We start from the raw sequence: 15,906 nt of genomic DNA, 5'->3' as shown, positions 1-15,906 counted from the left end.
GAGCAGCGCTTATCGGAGGTTGTCACTGTGCCCTACGGGACCCCTGGGACGGACGCGGCAAACTCGCTCAGCCCGCCCGATAGGCTGCTGTGCAGGACGACAGCTGCTCGACGGAAAGGACAGTGCCCGTGCTCGTGGCCGGCTTTCCCGCGGACGCCTTCGGCACCAACTGCTATGTGGTTGCCACCGCGCCGGGGGAGCAGTGCGTGGTGGTCGACCCCGGCATCGGGGTGCTCGACCAGCTCGACGCGCTGCTCGCCGAGCACCGCCTGCATCCGGCCGCTGTGCTGCTCACCCACGGCCACCTCGACCACACCTTCTCGGTCGCGCCGGTCTGCGGCGCGCGCGGCATCACCGCGTACGTGCACCCCGGTGACCGGGAGATGCTGGCCGACCCGTCCAAGGGCCTCTCGACCGACCTGACGTCGCTCTTCGGCGGCCGGCTGAGCTACACCGAGCCGGAGGACGTGGCGGAGTTGACCGACGGCGCCACCCTCACGCTCGCCGGCCTGGAGATCGCCGTCGACCATGCCCCGGGCCATACCGGCGGGTCGGTGCTGTTCCGGCTGCCGGGCGCCGGGTCGAGCTGGGAGGCTGACGAGCTGTGCCTCTCCGGTGACGTCCTCTTCGCCGGGTCGATCGGCCGCACCGACCTGCCGGGCGGGAGCATGCCGGCCATGCTCACCAGCCTGCGCGACAAGATCCTCCCGCTGGCCGACGACACCGTCGTGCTGCCCGGCCACGGCCCCAGCACCACCATCGGCCGCGAGCGCGCCAGCAACCCGTACCTCATCGAGGTGGCTGGCACGTCGCCGGCCGCTCCCACCCGGGGCCTCTAGATCTTCTGTCCGCGCCGCGCGCGGACCCACGACACCACCGCGCCACCGGCGCGGAACCGCAAGGAGTACGCCGATGAGCAAGCCCACGCCCATCTCCGGCTTCCCGGAGTGGACCCCCGGCCAGCGGATGATCGAGCAGTTCGTGCTCGACAAGATCCGGGCCACCTTCGAGCTGTACGGCTTCGCGCCGCTGGAGACCCGCGCCGTGGAGCCGCTGGACCAGCTGCTGCGCAAGGGCGAGACCTCGAAGGAGGTCTACGTGATCCGGCGGCTGCACGCCGACGCCGAGGGTGCCGGTGGTGACGACCAGCTCGGCCTGCACTTCGACCTGACCGTGCCGTTCGCCCGGTACGTGTTGGAGAACGCCGGCAAGCTGAGCTTCCCGTTCCGCCGCTACCAGATCCAGAAGGTGTGGCGGGGTGAGCGGCCGCAGGAGGGCCGCTACCGGGAGTTCGTCCAGGCCGACATCGACATCGTCGACCGGGACACCCTGGCCGCGCACCACGAGGCGGAGATGCCGCTGGTCATCGGGGACGCGCTGCGCTCGTTGCCGATCCCACCGGTGACGATCCAGGTCAACAACCGCAAGATCTGCGAGGGTTTCTACCGGGGCATCGGGCTGACCGACCCGGAGGCGGCGCTGCGCGCCGTGGACAAGCTCGACAAGATCGGCCCGGCGAAGGTGGCCGAGCTGCTGGCCCAGACCGCCGGGGCGAGCGAGGCGCAGGCCAAGGCGTGCCTGGCGTTGGCCGAGATCTCCGCCCCGGACGCCTCGTTCGCCGACGCCGTCCGGGCGCTCGGGGTGAGTGACCCGCTGCTCGACGAGGGCATCGAGGAGCTGGTCCGGGTGGTGGACACCGCCGCCGAGCACTCGCCCGGCCTCTGCGTGGCGGACCTGCGCATCGCCCGTGGGCTGGATTACTACACGGGCACCGTCTACGAAACCCAGCTGCGCGGCTACGAGCGCTTCGGTTCGATCTGCTCCGGCGGCCGGTACGACAACCTGGCCAGCGCCGGCGCCGTCTCGTACCCGGGGGTGGGGATCTCGATCGGCGTGACCCGGCTGCTCGGTCTGCTCTTCGGCGCGGGGGATCTGTCGGTCTCACGGGAGGTGCCGACCGCTGTGCTCGTCGCGGTGACCAGCGAGGAGCAACGTACGGCCAGCAACCGGGTGGCCGAGGCGCTGCGGCGGCGCGGGGTGCCGACCGAGGTGTCGCCGAGCGCGGCGAAGTTCGGCAAGCAGATCCGCTACGCCGAGCGACGGGGCATCCCGTACGTCTGGTTCCCCGGTGCCGAGGGTGCGCCGGACGAGGTGAAGGACATCCGCTCCGGTGAGCAGGTCACGGCCGGTGCGGGGGAGTGGATGCCACCCCTGGCGGACCTGAAGCCCACTGTCGGTTGAGTGTCCCCACTGGCGCTGACGGCCGCGGGGACCTACGGTAGCGTAAGTTACGCCACCGTAGGGAGTTTCTCGTGACCGTCAGCACCACAGTGAGCCAGACCGCGCTGCTCGTCGAGTTGGAGCCGGTTGTCGCACGCAACCTGGACCGCCACCTCTCGCTCGCCAAGGAGTGGTTCCCGCACGAGTACGTGCCGTGGAGCGAAGGGCGGACCTTCGACGGGCCGCTCGGCGGCGAGGCGTGGTCACCGACCGACTCCACCATCCCGGACGTGGCCCGCACGGCGCTGATCGTGAACCTGCTGACCGAGGACAACCTGCCCTCGTACCACCACGAGATCGCCACCCTGTTCGGTCGCGACGGCGCGTGGGGCACCTGGGTGCACCGGTGGACCGCCGAGGAGGGGCGGCACGGCGTCGCGATCCGCGACTACCTGACCGTCAGCCGGGCGGTCGACCCGGTGGCGTTGGAGCGGGCCCGGATGACGCACATGTCGGAGGGTTACACCAACGCCCACGGCGACGAGGTGCTGCACTCGCTGGCGTACGTCTCGTTCCAGGAGCTGGCCACCCGGATCTCGCACCGCAACACCGGCAAGGCCACCGGCGACCCCGCCTGCGAGGCGCTGCTGGCCCGGGTGGCCGCTGACGAGAACCTGCATATGGTCTTCTACCGCAACCTGCTCGCGGCCGCGTTCGAGCTGGCTCCGAGTCAGGCCATGCGGGCCGTCGCCGACGTGGTGGCCGACTTCCAGATGCCGGGCAACGGCATCGAGGGCTTCGCCCGCAAGTCGGTGGCGATCGCACTGGCCGGCATCTACGACCTGCGCCAGCACCGCGACGACGTGTTGCAGCCGGTGCTGCGCCAGTGGGACGTCTTCAACGTGACCGGCCTCAACGCCGACGGCGAGGCCGCCCGCGAGCAGCTCGCCGCCCAGCTGGAGAACCTGGACCGCGCCGCGAGCCGCTTCGAGGAGAAGCGCGACGCCCGAGCCGCCCGCCTAGCCCTCCGCTGACCCCCACCCCCCAACCTCCCCACCCCCTCAGATCGTTGATCATGAAGTTATTGCCACTCGCGTCGGCTTGGGGTCAATAACTTCATGATCAACCCAGCGGGGGTGGGGCCGGGGGCGGGGGTGGGGTTAGGGGAGGGGGAGGAGGAGGCAGGTGCTGGTGGCGTGGGCTATCAGGCGGTCGGTGGCGTCGGTGATGCGGGCCTCGGCCAGGGCCGTGCGGCGGCCGCGTTGCAGCACCGTCCCCTCGCAGCGCAGGGTGCCGCTGTCGACGGTGACCGGGCGGAGGAACTTCACGTTGAGATCCAGCGAGGTGTAGCCGACGCCGGCGGGCAGGGTGGTGTGCACGGCGCACCCCGCGGCGGTGTCCAGCAGGGTCGAGAGCACGCCACCGTGGACGCTGCCGAGCGGGTTGTAGTGGAACTCCTGTGGAGTCAGCTCGACGACGACCCGGCCCTCGTCGGCTTCCATCCGGGTCATGTCGAGAAGGTGCATCACCGGCGGCGCGGCCAGCTCGCCGGCGATCATCGCCCGGAGCATGTCCAGGCCGCTGCGTCGACCGACCTGGGCTGCGTTGACCGACGGGTCCGCCCAGGTGAAGGTACGGCTGCGCACTGGTTCCTGCGTCTGCGTCATGGACGCAGCCTGGCAGCAGCTTGCTGAGTCTGTCAACGAGATCTAGCCTGGTCGGATGCGACCCGCGGCTCTGGACTGGTCAGTGGAGAACTGCACCATCGCCCGCGCGATGGAGGTCCTCGGTGAGCGTTGGACCCTGGTGGTGCTCCGCGAGGTGTTCACCGGCGTACGCCGCTTCGACGACATGCGGGTCCGCACCGGAATCCCGCGCCAGGTGCTGACCAACCGGCTCGCCAGCCTGGTGGAACAGGGCGTGCTGAGTCGCGAGCCGTACCGGGAGCCCGGCAGTCGGCTGCGCCACGAGTACCGGCTCACGGAGAAGGGCCTGGATCTGTGGCCGGTGCTGGTCGCCGTCCTCGGTTGGGGCGACCGGTACCTCGCCGACGCGGAGGGCCCGCCGCTCAGTGTGACGCACCGCGACTGCGGCGCCGAGGTGCGCGCCGAACTGCGCTGCGACGACGGGCACGACGTGGCTCGGCCCCGCGACGTGGTGCCCAGTCCGGGCCCCGGCGCCCGTCGCCGTACCCCCTGACCCGAGCCCGCCGCGCCCTGACGCCCCGTCGCCGTCGCGCGGTGCTCGTCGCGCGGCGCCCGGCATGCGGCGCCGTGCCGTCCCGGCGCGCGATGCGCCCGACGTCCGGCGCGGGAAGACATCGATGATCGTGCGCGCCGAATGTGGACCGGATGTCGGTTGGGTGTGACGGTGGCTGTTCACCAGCGTGTCAGGGGTGTTGCGACCATGTGGCCAACCGGGATCGGTGAATCCGGGCGAATTCAAGCCTTGTTAATGATCTTAAGTATGTGAATACTTCAGTCTCAGCCGGCCGGTTTCCCCAGATCGGCCGCGTTGCCCTCGGGTCAGCCGCCCCCGGCAGACCCACTCCCCCGCCCAGGAGGTTTGTTACATGCGACCCACGAGGTCCTCATTCCGCGTTGCGGCCACAGTCGCCGTTTCCGGAACCCTGGTCGTCGGCTCGCTCATCGGCGCGCCCGCCCAGGCCGCTCCTGCAGCGTCGCCCGACGCCGCCGCCGCGATCTCCGCGGAACTCGGCGACCGCTCCGCCGGCTCGTACATCGACGCCAGCGGCAAATCCGTCGTCACGGTGACCGACGCGGCCGCCGCCAGCAAGGCGAGCAAGGCCGGCGCCGTCGTCCGCTACGTCACCCGCGGCGCCGCCGAGCTCAACCGGGCCACGGCCGAGCTGGAGCGCTCCGCCAAGATCCCGGGCACCGCCTGGTGGAGTGACCCGGTCACCAACCAGGTCGTCGTCTCCGTCGACAGCACCGTCACCGGGGCCAAGCTGGAGCGGGTCAAGGCCGCCGCCGCGCGGGCCAACGGCGCGGTCCGGGTCGAGGCCGAGGCGGGCGTGCTGAGCACCCGGATCTCCGGCGGCCAGGCCATCTACGCCGGCGGGGGCGGGCGTTGCTCGCTCGGCTTCAACGTGCGCAGTGGCAGCACCTACTACTTCCTGACGGCCGGGCACTGCACGAACATCTCGGCCAGCTGGTACTCGAACTCCGCCCAGACCTCGCTGCTCGGTACCCGTAGCGGCACCAGCTTCCCGGGCAACGACTACGGCATCGTGCGGCACAACAACTCGGCCAACGCCGCCGGCAACGTCTCGCTCTACAACGGCAGCTTCCGGGACATCACCGGCGCCGGCAACGCCTCCGTCGGCCAGTCGGTGCAGCGCTCCGGCAGCACCACCGGCCTGCGCAGCGGCACGGTGAACGCGACCAACGCCACGGTGAACTACGCCGAGGGCTCGGTCTCCGGTCTGATCCGCACCAACGTCTGCGCCGAGCCGGGCGACAGCGGCGGCTCGCTGTTCGCCGGCGGCACCGCCCTGGGTCTGACCTCCGGTGGTAGCGGCAACTGCCGCACCGGTGGCACGACCTTCTTCCAGCCGGTCACCGAGGCGCTCAGCCGCTACGGCGTCAGCGTCTTCTGATCCACGCACCGCTCGCGGGCCGCCGGAACCTTCCGGCGGCCCGCGTCGCGTTGACGGCCACCGAACCCCGCCGTCGCCGCGCGACGACTCACGGCAGCCGGTCGGGGCGCCCGGGAGTGGGCCCGCTCGGTGGTCCGAGGGGATCCGGGGGTACGACGCCGATCGTCGGCAGGTCCGGGCCGACGCGTACGGTGCCGCCGGTCGACCAGGCGAGGTGCGCCCGCCGGGCGGAGAGGACCGCCAGCAGCGGCCAGAGGGAGACCGCCACCGCCGTCACCCGCTCGGCCAACCCGGTGCGGGACCCACTGGTCACCTCGAACGCGCACCAGCCGAAGAGCGCGAGCAGCACGAGCGTGGTGCTCAGCCCCACCGCCCGGCGGAACGCCCAGGGCGGCTCCGGTCGGGTGGGGTGCTCGGTGTCGTGACCGCGCGGCAGCCGCAGTGCCGAGCCGGCCGGCCAGAGCACCAGGGCGAGGACGGCCACTGTCGCCGCGACGCCGTGGCTGAGCGAACCGCCGACGGGCGGCCGGGGAAAGGCGACCAGCGCGATGGTGGCCACGCCACCGATCGCGAGCAGGAAGCGGCTGGGCAGCCCGGCCGCGTGCAGGACGGCGGCGACCGACAGGTAACAGCAGCCGAGCAGCACCAGGGCCACCACCATGATCCAGGCGTCGGTGGCGTCCTGTCCGGCCAGCTCGCTGATGGTGTCCCGGACCGGGTCGTACCCGACGGGCTGTCGGGCCTGCGCCACCGTCCAACCGGACACCAGCAGCACGGGCGCCGCCGCCGCCGTGGCGACGGCCCAGTTCGGTACGGGCCGCATTTCGCCACGTTAACCGGCGCGGCTGCCGGGGGAGTCGGGTTCGCCGGTCCACCCCACCAGCGAATCGTGCCGGCCTGCCGGGTGCCCGGAGGCGGGGCTGCCACCCCTGACAGAATGCGGGTGAGGACTGTTCCACGATGAGGAGTTGCCAGCCGTGATCCGTACCCACAATGCCGGAAGCCTGCGCGCCGCGGACGCCGGCTCGACGGTGACGCTCGCCGGCTGGGTGGCCCGCCGCCGCGACCACGGCGGGGTCATCTTCGTCGACCTGCGCGACGGTTCCGGCGTTGTCCAGGTGGTGTTCCGCGAGGAAGATGCGCACGCGCTGCGCAACGAGTTCTGCGTGAAGGTCGTCGGCGAGGTGACCCGCCGCCCGGCCGGCAACGAGAACCCGGAGCTGCCCACCGGCGAGGTCGAGGTGACCGTCGTCGAGCTGGAGGTGCTCTCCGAGGCGGCGCCGCTGCCGCTGCCGGTGGACGACCAGATCGAGGCCGGCGACGACATTCGACTCCGCTACCGTTACCTGGACCTGCGCCGCAGCGGCCCGGCGAACGCGCTGCGGCTGCGCTCGCGCGCCAGCCAGCTCGCCCGGGGTGTGCTGCACGAGCGGGACTTCCTGGAGATCGAGACACCGACGCTGACCCGCTCGACGCCGGAGGGCGCCCGCGACTTCCTGGTGCCGGTGCGGCTTCAGCCCGGCAGCTGGTACGCGCTGCCGCAGTCGCCGCAGCTGTTCAAGCAGCTGCTGATGGTCGGTGGCATGGAGCGGTACTACCAGATCGCCCGCTGCTACCGCGACGAGGACTTCCGCGCCGACCGGCAGCCGGAGTTCACCCAGCTCGACATCGAGATGTCGTTCGTCACCGAGGACGACGTGATCGACCTCGGCGAGGCGATTGTCTCGGCGCTGTGGAAGGACCTGGCCGGGCACGAGATCACCCGACCGATCCCGCGGATCACCTGGCACGACGCGATGGCCCGGTACGGCTCGGACAAGCCGGACCTGCGCTACGGCGTCGAGCTGACCGAGCTGACCGACTACCTGCGCGGCACCGAGTTCCGGGTCTTCGCCGGGGCGATCGACGCGGGCGGCTACGTGGGCGCGGTGGTGATGCCGGGAGGCGCGGCGCAGAGCCGCAAGGAGCTGGACGGCTGGCAGGACTGGGCGAAGGCGCGTGGCGCGCGCGGCCTGGCGTACGTGGTGCTGGACGCCGAGACCGGCGAGGCGCGCGGCCCGGTGGCGAAGAACCTCTCCGCCGAGCACCTGGGCGGGCTCGCCGACGCGGTCGGCGCCAAGCCGGGTGACGCGGTCTTCTTCGCCGCCAGCGCCACCAGCCGGGAGGCGCAGGAGCTGCTCGGGGCGGCCCGCGTCGAGATCGCCAAGCGGTCCGGCCTGATCGACGAGAGCGCCTGGGCGTTCTGCTGGGTGGTCGACGCGCCGATGTTCGAGCGCACGGACGAGGGCGGCTGGACGGCCGTGCACCACCCGTTCACCTCGCCGAACGCGGAGTGGGTCGACCGGTTCGAGGAGGCTCCGGACCGGGCCCTGGCGTACGCGTACGACATCGTCTGCAACGGCAACGAGATCGGCGGCGGGTCGATCCGTATCCACCGGGGTGACGTGCAGAAGCGGGTCTTCGACCTGCTCGGCATCACTCCCGAGGAGGCGCAGGACAAGTTCGGCTTCCTGCTGGAGGCGTTCAAGTACGGCGCCCCGCCGCACGGCGGTATCGCCTTCGGCTGGGACCGGGTCTGCATGCTGCTCGCCGGTGCCGACTCCATCCGTGAGGTCATCGCCTTCCCGAAGACCCGGGGTGGCTTCGACCCGCTGACCAGTGCACCGACCCCGATCACCGCCCAGCAGCGCACCGAGGCCGGCATCGACGCCAAGCCCAAGCCGGCCGCAACGGCCCACATCGGAACGGCCGGCCCGGCAGCCCCGGTAGCAGACCCGGTCTGACCCGCATCTCCTCCCTCTCGCCTCGTTGATCATGGGGTTGGCGGGCCCACGCGTCGGCGTGTCGCTCGTTAACCTCATGATCAACCTAGGTGGGGGAGTTGGCTGGGATGCGGGTGCTTGTTGTCGGGGCTAGTGGGTTACTCGGGCGGTCGGTTTGTCGTCGGGGCCTCGGGGCCGGGTGGTCGGTTGTTGGGACGTTCCACTTCGGTGAGATCGACGTGCCGGGAGTCGCGGCACGACGACTGGACGTGACCGACCGGTCCGCCGTGCGCGCACTGGTCGCCGAGGTGCGACCGGACGCCGTGGTCGGGACCCCCTATCGGTACGGCGACTGGGCGGTCACCGCCGACGGGGCAGCGCACGTGGCGCTCGCCGCCGCCGAGGTGGGTGCCCGGCTGGTGCACGTGTCCAGCGACGCGCTGCACGCCGGACGACCCGTGCCGTACGCCGATGACGAACCACCCACGCCGGTGCACGCGTACGGTGCCGCGAAGGCGGCGGCCGAGACCGCCGTACGGGCGATCGACCCGGGCGCGGCGCTGGTGCGGACCTCCCTGATCGTGGGGGAGGGGAGTAAGCAGGTCCAGCTCTGCCGGGACACGCTCGCCGGTCGGGCCACCCTGTTCACCGACGAGCTGCGCTGCCCGATCGACGTCACTGACCTGGCCGACGCCGTGCTGGAGCTGGTCGCCTCGACGTACGCCGGTCTGCTCAACGTGGCTGGCCCGGACGCGGTCAGCCGGGCCGAGCTGGGCCTGCTCGTCGCCGAGCGGTACGGCCTGGACCCGGCCGGGTTGAGGACCGCCACCAGCGCTGCCACCGGTCTGGTCCGCCCCCTGGACGTACGCCTCGACTCCGCGCGCGCCGCCGCCCTGCTGCGCACCCGGCTGCGCGGGGTACGCGAACTCCTCGCCCGCTGACGAGACCCGTGCACACTTCCTATGCATAACTCTTGTGCATAGGAAGTGTGCACGGATAGTGTGCAGCCATGGCGAACGACGAAGACGTCCCGCGGCCGGCGCCGCGTGAGGTGCGGATCGACAAACGGCAGGTCCGGGTGCTGGCGCACCCGCTGCGAATGCGGCTGGTCGGAGCGCTGCGGGTGAAGGGGCCGGCCACCGCGACCACCCTCGCCGAACTGCTCGGCACCAACACCGGCGCGACCAGCTACCACCTGCGGCAGCTCGCCGAGGTCGGGCTGGTCATCGAGGATCCCGACCGGGGCAGCGGGCGGCAGCGCTGGTGGCAGGCGGCGCACGACGTGACCAACTGGGATCCGAGCGACTTCGACGACGACCCCGACGCCCGGGCCGCGATCGAGTGGATCCAGGGCGACCAGGTGCGTCTGCTCGCCGAGACCGCCGATCGCTGGTTCGCCACCCAGCACGAGTGGTCGGCCGCCTGGCGGGACGGGTTCGGCATGAGCGACATCTTCATGACCATCCCGCCGGCCCGGCTGGAGGAGCTCAAGGCGGAGATGTGGCAGGTGCTGGAGCGGTATCACCGTGAGGCCGAGTCCGATGCCGCCACCGACCCGGAGGCCCGCCCGGTGCAGGTGTTCATGGCCGCCTACCCGTTGCGCGAGGGCCTCCAGTGAGCGCGCTGACCGAACGCCAGGTTCGGCGTCGTTACCTCACGCTCTACGGTCTGCGCTGGCTGCCCACGGGTCTGATGATCCCGGTGATGATCCTGCTGATGCAGGAGCGCGGCCTGTCGCTGCCGCAGATCGGCCTGGTCTCCACGGCGCAGGGGCTGCTGGTGCTGGCGCTGGAGTTGCCCACCGGCGGGCTCGCCGACGCCCTCGGTCGTCGACCGGTGCTGCTCGCCGCCGGGGTGCTGAACCTCGCCTCGCTGGCGCTGTTCGCGGTGGCCGACTCGTTCGTGCTGTTCTTCGTGGTCTGGGCTCTGCAGGGCATCTACCGGGCGTTGGACAGCGGCCCGTTGGAGTCCTGGTACGTCGACGCCACAGTGGCCGCCGACCCGGAGGCCGAGTACGAGCGCGGTCTCGGCTACGCCGGCACCGTCGCCGGCGGGTCCATCGGCGGTGGCGCGCTGGTCAGCGGTGGTCTCATCGCGCTCGGCCCGATCGGGCCGGTCAGCGCGCTGACGGTGCCCGTGTTGGCCGCCATCGTCGCGCAGGCGGCGGCGCTCGTCGCGCTGGTCGTGCTGCTGGTCGAGGAGCGTCCGGCCACGGGGTTCGCGGCGCTGCGGGCCTCGGTGGTCCAGGCGCCCCGGATGATCGGCCAGGCCGTCGGCCTGCTGCGTCGTTCCCGGGTGCTGCTGGCGTTGGTGGCCGTCGAGCTGTTCTGGGGCTTCGGCATGGTCACCTTCGAGTCGCTGCTGCCGGTACGGCTCGCCGAGGTGATCGGCGATCCGGAACGCGCCGCGGTGCTGCTCGGGCCGGCGAACTCGGCCGCCTGGCTCGCCTCGGCCGCCGGCGCGGCACTGACCCCACTGCTGCTGCGCTGGTTCGGCGCCGCGCCGGGTGCGGCCCTGCTGCGCATCCTCCAGGGCGTGACGGTGGTCGGGATGGGGTTGTTCGCCGGGCCGGTGGGCGTGCTGGTGGCCTACCTGGCCTGCTACGCCGTGCACGGCGCGTCCAACCCGTTGCACAGTGGGCTGCTGCACCGGCAGGTCGACGGCCCGTACCGGACCAGCGTGCTCTCGCTGAACTCGATGATGGCGCAGCCGGCCGGCGCGCTCGGCGGGGTGGTCCTGACCGTGCTCGCCGCCGCCACCAGCGTCAGCACCGCGATGGTGGTCGGTGCGGTGGTGTTGGCCGTCGCCGCCCCGCTCTACCTGCCCGCCTGGCTTGCCAGCCGTCGGGCCGTCCCGGCCGTCGAGCCGACCGCGGTTCCGGTTCCCGCCGCGGATCGTTGACGAAGGGGCCCCTTGTCCGCAAGCGGGCCCCTTCTGCCGTGTCAGGCCAGGCGGATCGAGCTGAGCGGGAGGGTGTTGGTGTAGCCGAGCCGACGGTAGAGCCGCCCCGCGGCGACATTGTGCGTGTAGACGCCGAGCCCAACCATGTCGTGGCGCGCCAGGAGCGCCCGGGTCATCCCCGCGGTCAGGGACGCGCCCAGCCCTCGACCTCGTTGGTCGGGGGCGACGGTCAGGCCGGCGAGGAAACCGATGTCACCCTGGCTGCGGTCCGCGCCGCACGCCACCAACCGGTCGCCGGCCCGGATGCCGTACCAGTCGACGACCCGTGGGTCGCCCGGTCGGGAGGTGCTGCTGGGGAACGACTCCTCGACCAGCGCCGCCAGCGCCGGCTGGTCGGCGTCGGTGAGGCGTACCACCGGCTGCTCGTCCGGCTGCGCCGGCGGCGCCGTGTCGGTCCAGTGGAAGTCCCAGTCGCTGTGCTCGGCCACCGCCAGCCGGTCGACCAGCCGACCGCGATCGTGTCGAGGCAGGTGCAGCCGCTGTCCGGGCTGGAGCATTCCGTCGGCGGCGAGCGCGACACAGATCTCCAGCGCCGGTTCGGCCGGGCCGATCGCGCAGCCAGCCGGCCCGTACTCCGGCGGCACCAACCACAGCACGGCGCCATCACGCTGGTACGCGCGCGCCGGCACGGCCCGCCCGAGCGCGTGCCGGGCGAACGGGTGATGGCCGACGGCGGCCAGGACGGCGCTCCGGTCCTGGAGCACCCGGTCGTGGATGATCATGCGGTCCAGCCTAGGAGCCGGGGGTCGACTGCCTCCGTCGGGCCCTCGCGGCGTGGCCGTCTCCACCGTGGAGATTGGCGAGCCGACCGATTGGGTACATCACGCGCCGACCTACTGGGAACCCCCACCGGAGGACCGACATGCTCGCCATCCTGGCCGCGATTGTCTTCGGCTTCGCCCTGCTCATCGATTTGCTCGACACCAACTTCGGCGCACCCGACCTGTTCAACTGGAACACCCTCGTGCTCATCGGACTGCTCCTGCTCTCGCTCTACCTGGCCGGCGTGGGCAGTGGCCCGCGCGGCGGCGGTGGCGGTGGCGGTGGCCGTTGGTACCGGGGCCGCCGCCCCGGGCGTGGCTGACCGGAACCGATCACCGGTGGCGGGCCTGCGGCGCGATTCCGGCGTCGTGGGCCCGGCCCGGTACTGTCTTCGTGATGGAGTCCGACGCCCTCTTCTCCCTCGGTGAACCCGCCGGGTCGCGCAGCGCGCCCGACGGTCCCGCCGGTGTCGACGGCTTCACCGCGGTGGCCGACGATTCGCCCCTGCCCGTCCGGATGCGCCCGGTGACCCTCGACGAGCTGGTCGGGCAGGAGCACCTGCTCGCTCCCGGCGCACCCCTGCGGCAACTGGTCTCCGGCGGGGCGCCGATGTCGGTGATCCTCTGGGGCCCGCCGGGCAGCGGCAAGACCACCATCGCGCACCTGGTGGCCGGGGCCACCGATCGCCGCTTCGTCGCCATGTCGGCGCTCTCCGCCGGCGTGAAGGACGTCCGGGCGGTGATCGAGGCGGCTCGCCGCCAGCGCCGTTCCGGCGGCCCGCAGACCGTGCTCTTCATCGACGAGGTGCACCGGTTCAGCAAGACCCAACAGGATTCGCTGCTCGCCGCCGTCGAGGACCGCACTGTCACCCTGCTGGCGGCCACCACCGAGAACCCGTACTTCTCGGTCATCTCACCGCTGCTGTCGCGGTGCGTGCTGCTCACCCTGCAACCGTTGGACGACGAGGCGGTGCGGGGCCTGCTGCGCCGCGCGGTCGCCGACAAGCGTGGCCTGGACGGCGCACTGGCCCTGACCACCGAGGCCGAGGATCACCTGGTCCGGCTGGCCGCCGGTGACGTCCGTAAGGCACTCACCGCCCTGGAGGCCGCGGCGGCCTCCGCCACGGCCCTCGGCGGCGGGCGGATCGACCTCGCCACCGCCGAGCAGGCCGTCGACGTGGCGGCGGTGCGCTACGACCGCGACGGCGACGCCCACTACGACGTGGTCAGCGCCTTCATCAAGAGCATGCGCGGCTCGGACGTGGACGCGGCGGTGCACTGGCTGGCCCGCATGCTGGTCGCCGGTGAGGACGCCCGGTTCATCGCCCGTCGCCTGGTCATCTTCGCGAGCGAGGACGTGGGCATGGCCGATCCCAGTGCGCTGAGCGTGGCGACCGCCGCCGCGCACGCGGTCGAGTACGTCGGGCTGCCCGAGGCGCAGCTCAACCTCGCCCAGGCGGTGATCCACCTGGCCACCGCGCCCAAGTCGAACTCGGCCACCACCGCCATCGGCGCCGCGATCGCCGACGTCCGGGCCGGTCGCGGTGGCCCGGTGCCGCGAGGGCTGCGCGACGCGCACTACGCCGGCGCCCGAGGGTTGGGCCACGGGACCGGCTACCGCTACCCGCACGACGACCAGCGCGGCGTGGTCACCCAGCAGTACGTCCCGGACGACCTGGTGGGCACCGATTACTACCAGCCCAGCCCGCACGGCGCGGAGCGGTCGGTGGCCAGCCGGTTGCCGCTGCTACGCCGGATCGTGCGTGGTCTGCCGGCTCCGGCCGCCCGCCCGCAGACGCCGACAGCCGAGCCGTCCGTAACGGCGCAGACCGCGCCAGCGCTATCCCCGGGGGCCGCCCGTCCGACGACGGGCACGGGTGCCCCCGGCACGATGCAGGACAGCGGCACCGACGCCGCAGGAGAGGGTCAACAGTGAGATCGCGTGGTGGGGACCGCCCGGACGAGGGCCCGGACGAGCGGCGCGATCCCCGCGCCAAGACCCGCCGTTGGGGTCGCGGCCGGCCGGCTGAGCCCGAGCCGGAGGCGCCGGTCGCCGGCGAGGAGTTCGGCTGGATCGACGACCTGCGCTCGGCCAAGCAGCAACGCACCGAGCTGGGCCCGGACGGCGCACCGGCGGAGCCGAACCGGCCCCGCGGGGGCATGCCGCCGGCAGACCCGGCCGGACCGCCGGCACAACCCACCCCGCGTACGCCGGGAGAGCCGGCCGGTGCGCGCGGCAGTGCGCCGGAGTCCTCGGTGCCGCCGGCCCCGCGCCAGAGTGAACCGGGCGGTGCCGCCGCCCGCCGACCGGTCGACGGGCCCTGGCCCGGGGAGACGCCGCCAGCGGGTCGTCGCCCGGACAACCGGCCACCCGCCGCCGGTCCCGCGCCTGGGCAGCCGCCGCGCCGCGGCGTGCAGCCGGTGCCCGGCGCCCGCGCTGCCGTGCCACCGTCGCCACCCGCTGCTCGCCCGGGCGGTGGTGACCCGGCCGGCCCGCAGGGGCCTCGTCCGGCACCCGACGCGCCCGGCGGCCCGGCCCGTCCGCGCGGTGCGGCCGCCCCTCCCGGCCCAACCGTGGGCCCACCGACCTCAGGCCCCCCGGCTGGTCGTCGTCCGGACGCCGCTGTTCCGCCGGGCCGCCATCAGGACCCCGCCGCACCCGGCGGTCATCCTGACGCCATGCCGCCGCTGCGCCGTCCGGATGCTGGCCCGCCGGTCCGCCGACCCGGCGCGGAGCAACCGGTCGAACCCGGCCGTGCCCGGCCGCCCGCCGACGGCACGCCCGCCGGTCGCCGCGCCGCCGGCTCGGCACCCGACCCGGCGCGGGCCGCCGGAGCGCCCGCCGCCCCCGGGCCGGCCCGCTTCGACGGCGCGCCGGCTGGCGTCGTGCCGCCGACCGCTGAGGGCCTGCGGCCCGACCCTGCCATCGACCGTGACCCGCGTACCGCCCGGCGTCGTCCGGGCCCGGCCGACCCCGGTGCACCCGAGCCTGCCGGGCGGGCTTCCGAGGGTCCCCGTCCGACAGCCGGCGGGCGTCGCCGCGCCGCGGAACCCGACGAGCCGGTGGTGCCCCGCTCGGGGAACGCGCCACCCGTGCCCCGCGGGGGGAACGCGTCGTCGGTGCCCGAGGCGACCGGCGTGCACAGCGGTGCCCTGCCCACCACCGGCCCCGCCGACGGCACCGGTCGCCGCCGGGTCGTCTCCGGTGAACCGGATCGCCGAACGCCGCCCGGCGGCGAACCCCGCCTGGACCGCCCGGACCGCCCGGAGCGGCCCGCGGACTGGCTCCGCCAGGCCGGCCGCCTGCCACACACCGACCCCGGCCTGCCGGTGGTCAACCGCCGAGACGGCAGTCCGCCGGCCGGGGGTCGCCGTCCGGCGCCACCCATCGGGCCGGGAGACCTCAACGACCAGGCGTCCGGTCGACTCGCCGTGCCCGACCCGGCCGCGGAGCGCACCGCCGCCCGCCGGCCCGCCGGCCCGCCGGTCGACCCGGGCGCGGACGCACCGACCGGTCGTCGCGCCGTCCGGCCCGACGCGTCGGGATCTACCGGAGAGCAGGGGGCCCTGACCTACCCCCCGC

14 protein-coding genes are annotated in these 15,906 nt (G+C 73.2%); 11 read left to right on the top strand and 3 right to left on the bottom strand.

Features of this window, described 5'->3' with window-relative positions; genetic code table 11:
- Positions 1-128 precede the first annotated feature (128 nt).
- The 3 genes from ACIA47_RS20675 to ACIA47_RS20665 all read left to right on the top strand — a co-directional run bounded on the left by ACIA47_RS20675 (position 129) and on the right by ACIA47_RS20665 (position 3,254).
- Positions 129-839 carry an MBL fold metallo-hydrolase gene (locus ACIA47_RS20675; protein ID WP_030488361.1) on the top strand — a complete coding sequence of 237 codons (711 nt, stop codon included), beginning with the start codon at positions 129-131 and terminating at the stop codon, positions 837-839.
- Between the two features lie 73 nt (positions 840-912).
- Positions 913-2,241, top strand: a complete 1,329-nt coding sequence (gene hisS, locus ACIA47_RS20670; protein ID WP_396709903.1) for a histidine--tRNA ligase — start codon at positions 913-915, stop codon at positions 2,239-2,241.
- Positions 2,242-2,312: 71 nt separating this feature from the next.
- Entirely contained in the window at positions 2,313-3,254 is a 942-nt protein-coding gene (locus tag ACIA47_RS20665; RefSeq protein WP_396709901.1) for an acyl-ACP desaturase, read from the top strand.
- A gap of 126 nt (positions 3,255-3,380) precedes the next feature.
- Here the strand turns inward: ACIA47_RS20665 and ACIA47_RS20660 are convergent, their stop codons facing one another.
- A complete protein-coding gene (locus ACIA47_RS20660) occupies positions 3,381-3,887 on the bottom strand; it encodes a PaaI family thioesterase (RefSeq protein WP_112620869.1) in 507 nt (168 codons plus the stop codon).
- A gap of 55 nt (positions 3,888-3,942) precedes the next feature.
- On the opposite strand from ACIA47_RS20660, the gene ACIA47_RS20655 reads away from it, so the two are divergent.
- Together ACIA47_RS20655 and ACIA47_RS20650 are read left to right on the top strand one after the other, a co-directional pair.
- Positions 3,943-4,419: a winged helix-turn-helix transcriptional regulator gene (locus ACIA47_RS20655; RefSeq protein ID WP_396709899.1), complete on the top strand. Its 477-nt coding sequence runs from the start codon at positions 3,943-3,945 to the stop codon at positions 4,417-4,419.
- A 373-nt stretch (positions 4,420-4,792) separates the two neighbouring features.
- Complete coding sequence (locus ACIA47_RS20650; protein ID WP_203126360.1) at positions 4,793-5,839, top strand: S1 family peptidase; 1,047 nt, start codon at positions 4,793-4,795, stop codon at positions 5,837-5,839.
- Positions 5,840-5,927: 88 nt separating this feature from the next.
- Here the strand turns inward: ACIA47_RS20650 and ACIA47_RS20645 are convergent, their stop codons facing one another.
- Complete coding sequence (locus tag ACIA47_RS20645) at positions 5,928-6,662, bottom strand: DUF998 domain-containing protein (RefSeq protein WP_396709897.1); 735 nt, start codon at positions 6,660-6,662, stop codon at positions 5,928-5,930.
- Positions 6,663-6,816: 154 nt separating this feature from the next.
- Between ACIA47_RS20645 and aspS the strand changes: the two genes are divergently transcribed.
- The 4 genes from aspS to ACIA47_RS20625 all read left to right on the top strand — a co-directional run bounded on the left by aspS (position 6,817) and on the right by ACIA47_RS20625 (position 11,502).
- On the top strand, positions 6,817-8,622 hold the full coding sequence (gene aspS, locus ACIA47_RS20640; protein ID WP_396709896.1) for an aspartate--tRNA ligase: 1,806 nt from the start codon (positions 6,817-6,819) through the stop codon (positions 8,620-8,622).
- A gap of 107 nt (positions 8,623-8,729) precedes the next feature.
- The gene (locus ACIA47_RS20635) at positions 8,730-9,542 is read left to right on the top strand and encodes an SDR family oxidoreductase (RefSeq protein WP_396709895.1); all 813 of its coding nucleotides are present in this window, start codon (positions 8,730-8,732) and stop codon (positions 9,540-9,542) included.
- A 68-nt stretch (positions 9,543-9,610) separates the two neighbouring features.
- A complete protein-coding gene (locus ACIA47_RS20630) occupies positions 9,611-10,219 on the top strand; it encodes a helix-turn-helix domain-containing protein (protein WP_396709893.1) in 609 nt (202 codons plus the stop codon).
- A complete protein-coding gene (locus ACIA47_RS20625) occupies positions 10,216-11,502 on the top strand; it encodes an MFS transporter (RefSeq protein ID WP_396709891.1) in 1,287 nt (428 codons plus the stop codon). The genes ACIA47_RS20630 and ACIA47_RS20625 overlap by 4 nt, the downstream gene beginning before the upstream one ends.
- Before the next feature lie 41 nt (positions 11,503-11,543).
- Here ACIA47_RS20625 and ACIA47_RS20620 read toward each other — a convergent pair whose 3' ends face one another.
- Positions 11,544-12,284, bottom strand: coding sequence for a GNAT family N-acetyltransferase (locus ACIA47_RS20620; RefSeq protein WP_396709889.1), 741 nt, complete (start codon positions 12,282-12,284; stop codon positions 11,544-11,546).
- A gap of 140 nt (positions 12,285-12,424) precedes the next feature.
- On the opposite strand from ACIA47_RS20620, the gene ACIA47_RS20615 reads away from it, so the two are divergent.
- Positions 12,425-12,646 (top strand): hypothetical protein, encoded by a 222-nt coding sequence (locus ACIA47_RS20615; protein WP_112584563.1) that lies wholly within the window; start codon positions 12,425-12,427, stop codon positions 12,644-12,646.
- 74 nt (positions 12,647-12,720) lie between these two features.
- Positions 12,721-14,259, top strand: a complete 1,539-nt coding sequence (locus ACIA47_RS20610) for a replication-associated recombination protein A (protein ID WP_112677952.1) — start codon at positions 12,721-12,723, stop codon at positions 14,257-14,259.
- Positions 14,260-15,906 lie beyond the last annotated feature (1,647 nt).

The organism is Micromonospora sp. NPDC051227 (assembly GCF_044455385.1).
In the GTDB taxonomy this organism is placed as follows: domain Bacteria; phylum Actinomycetota; class Actinomycetes; order Mycobacteriales; family Micromonosporaceae; genus Micromonospora.
This window is presented reverse-complemented; position numbering and strand designations above follow the sequence as displayed.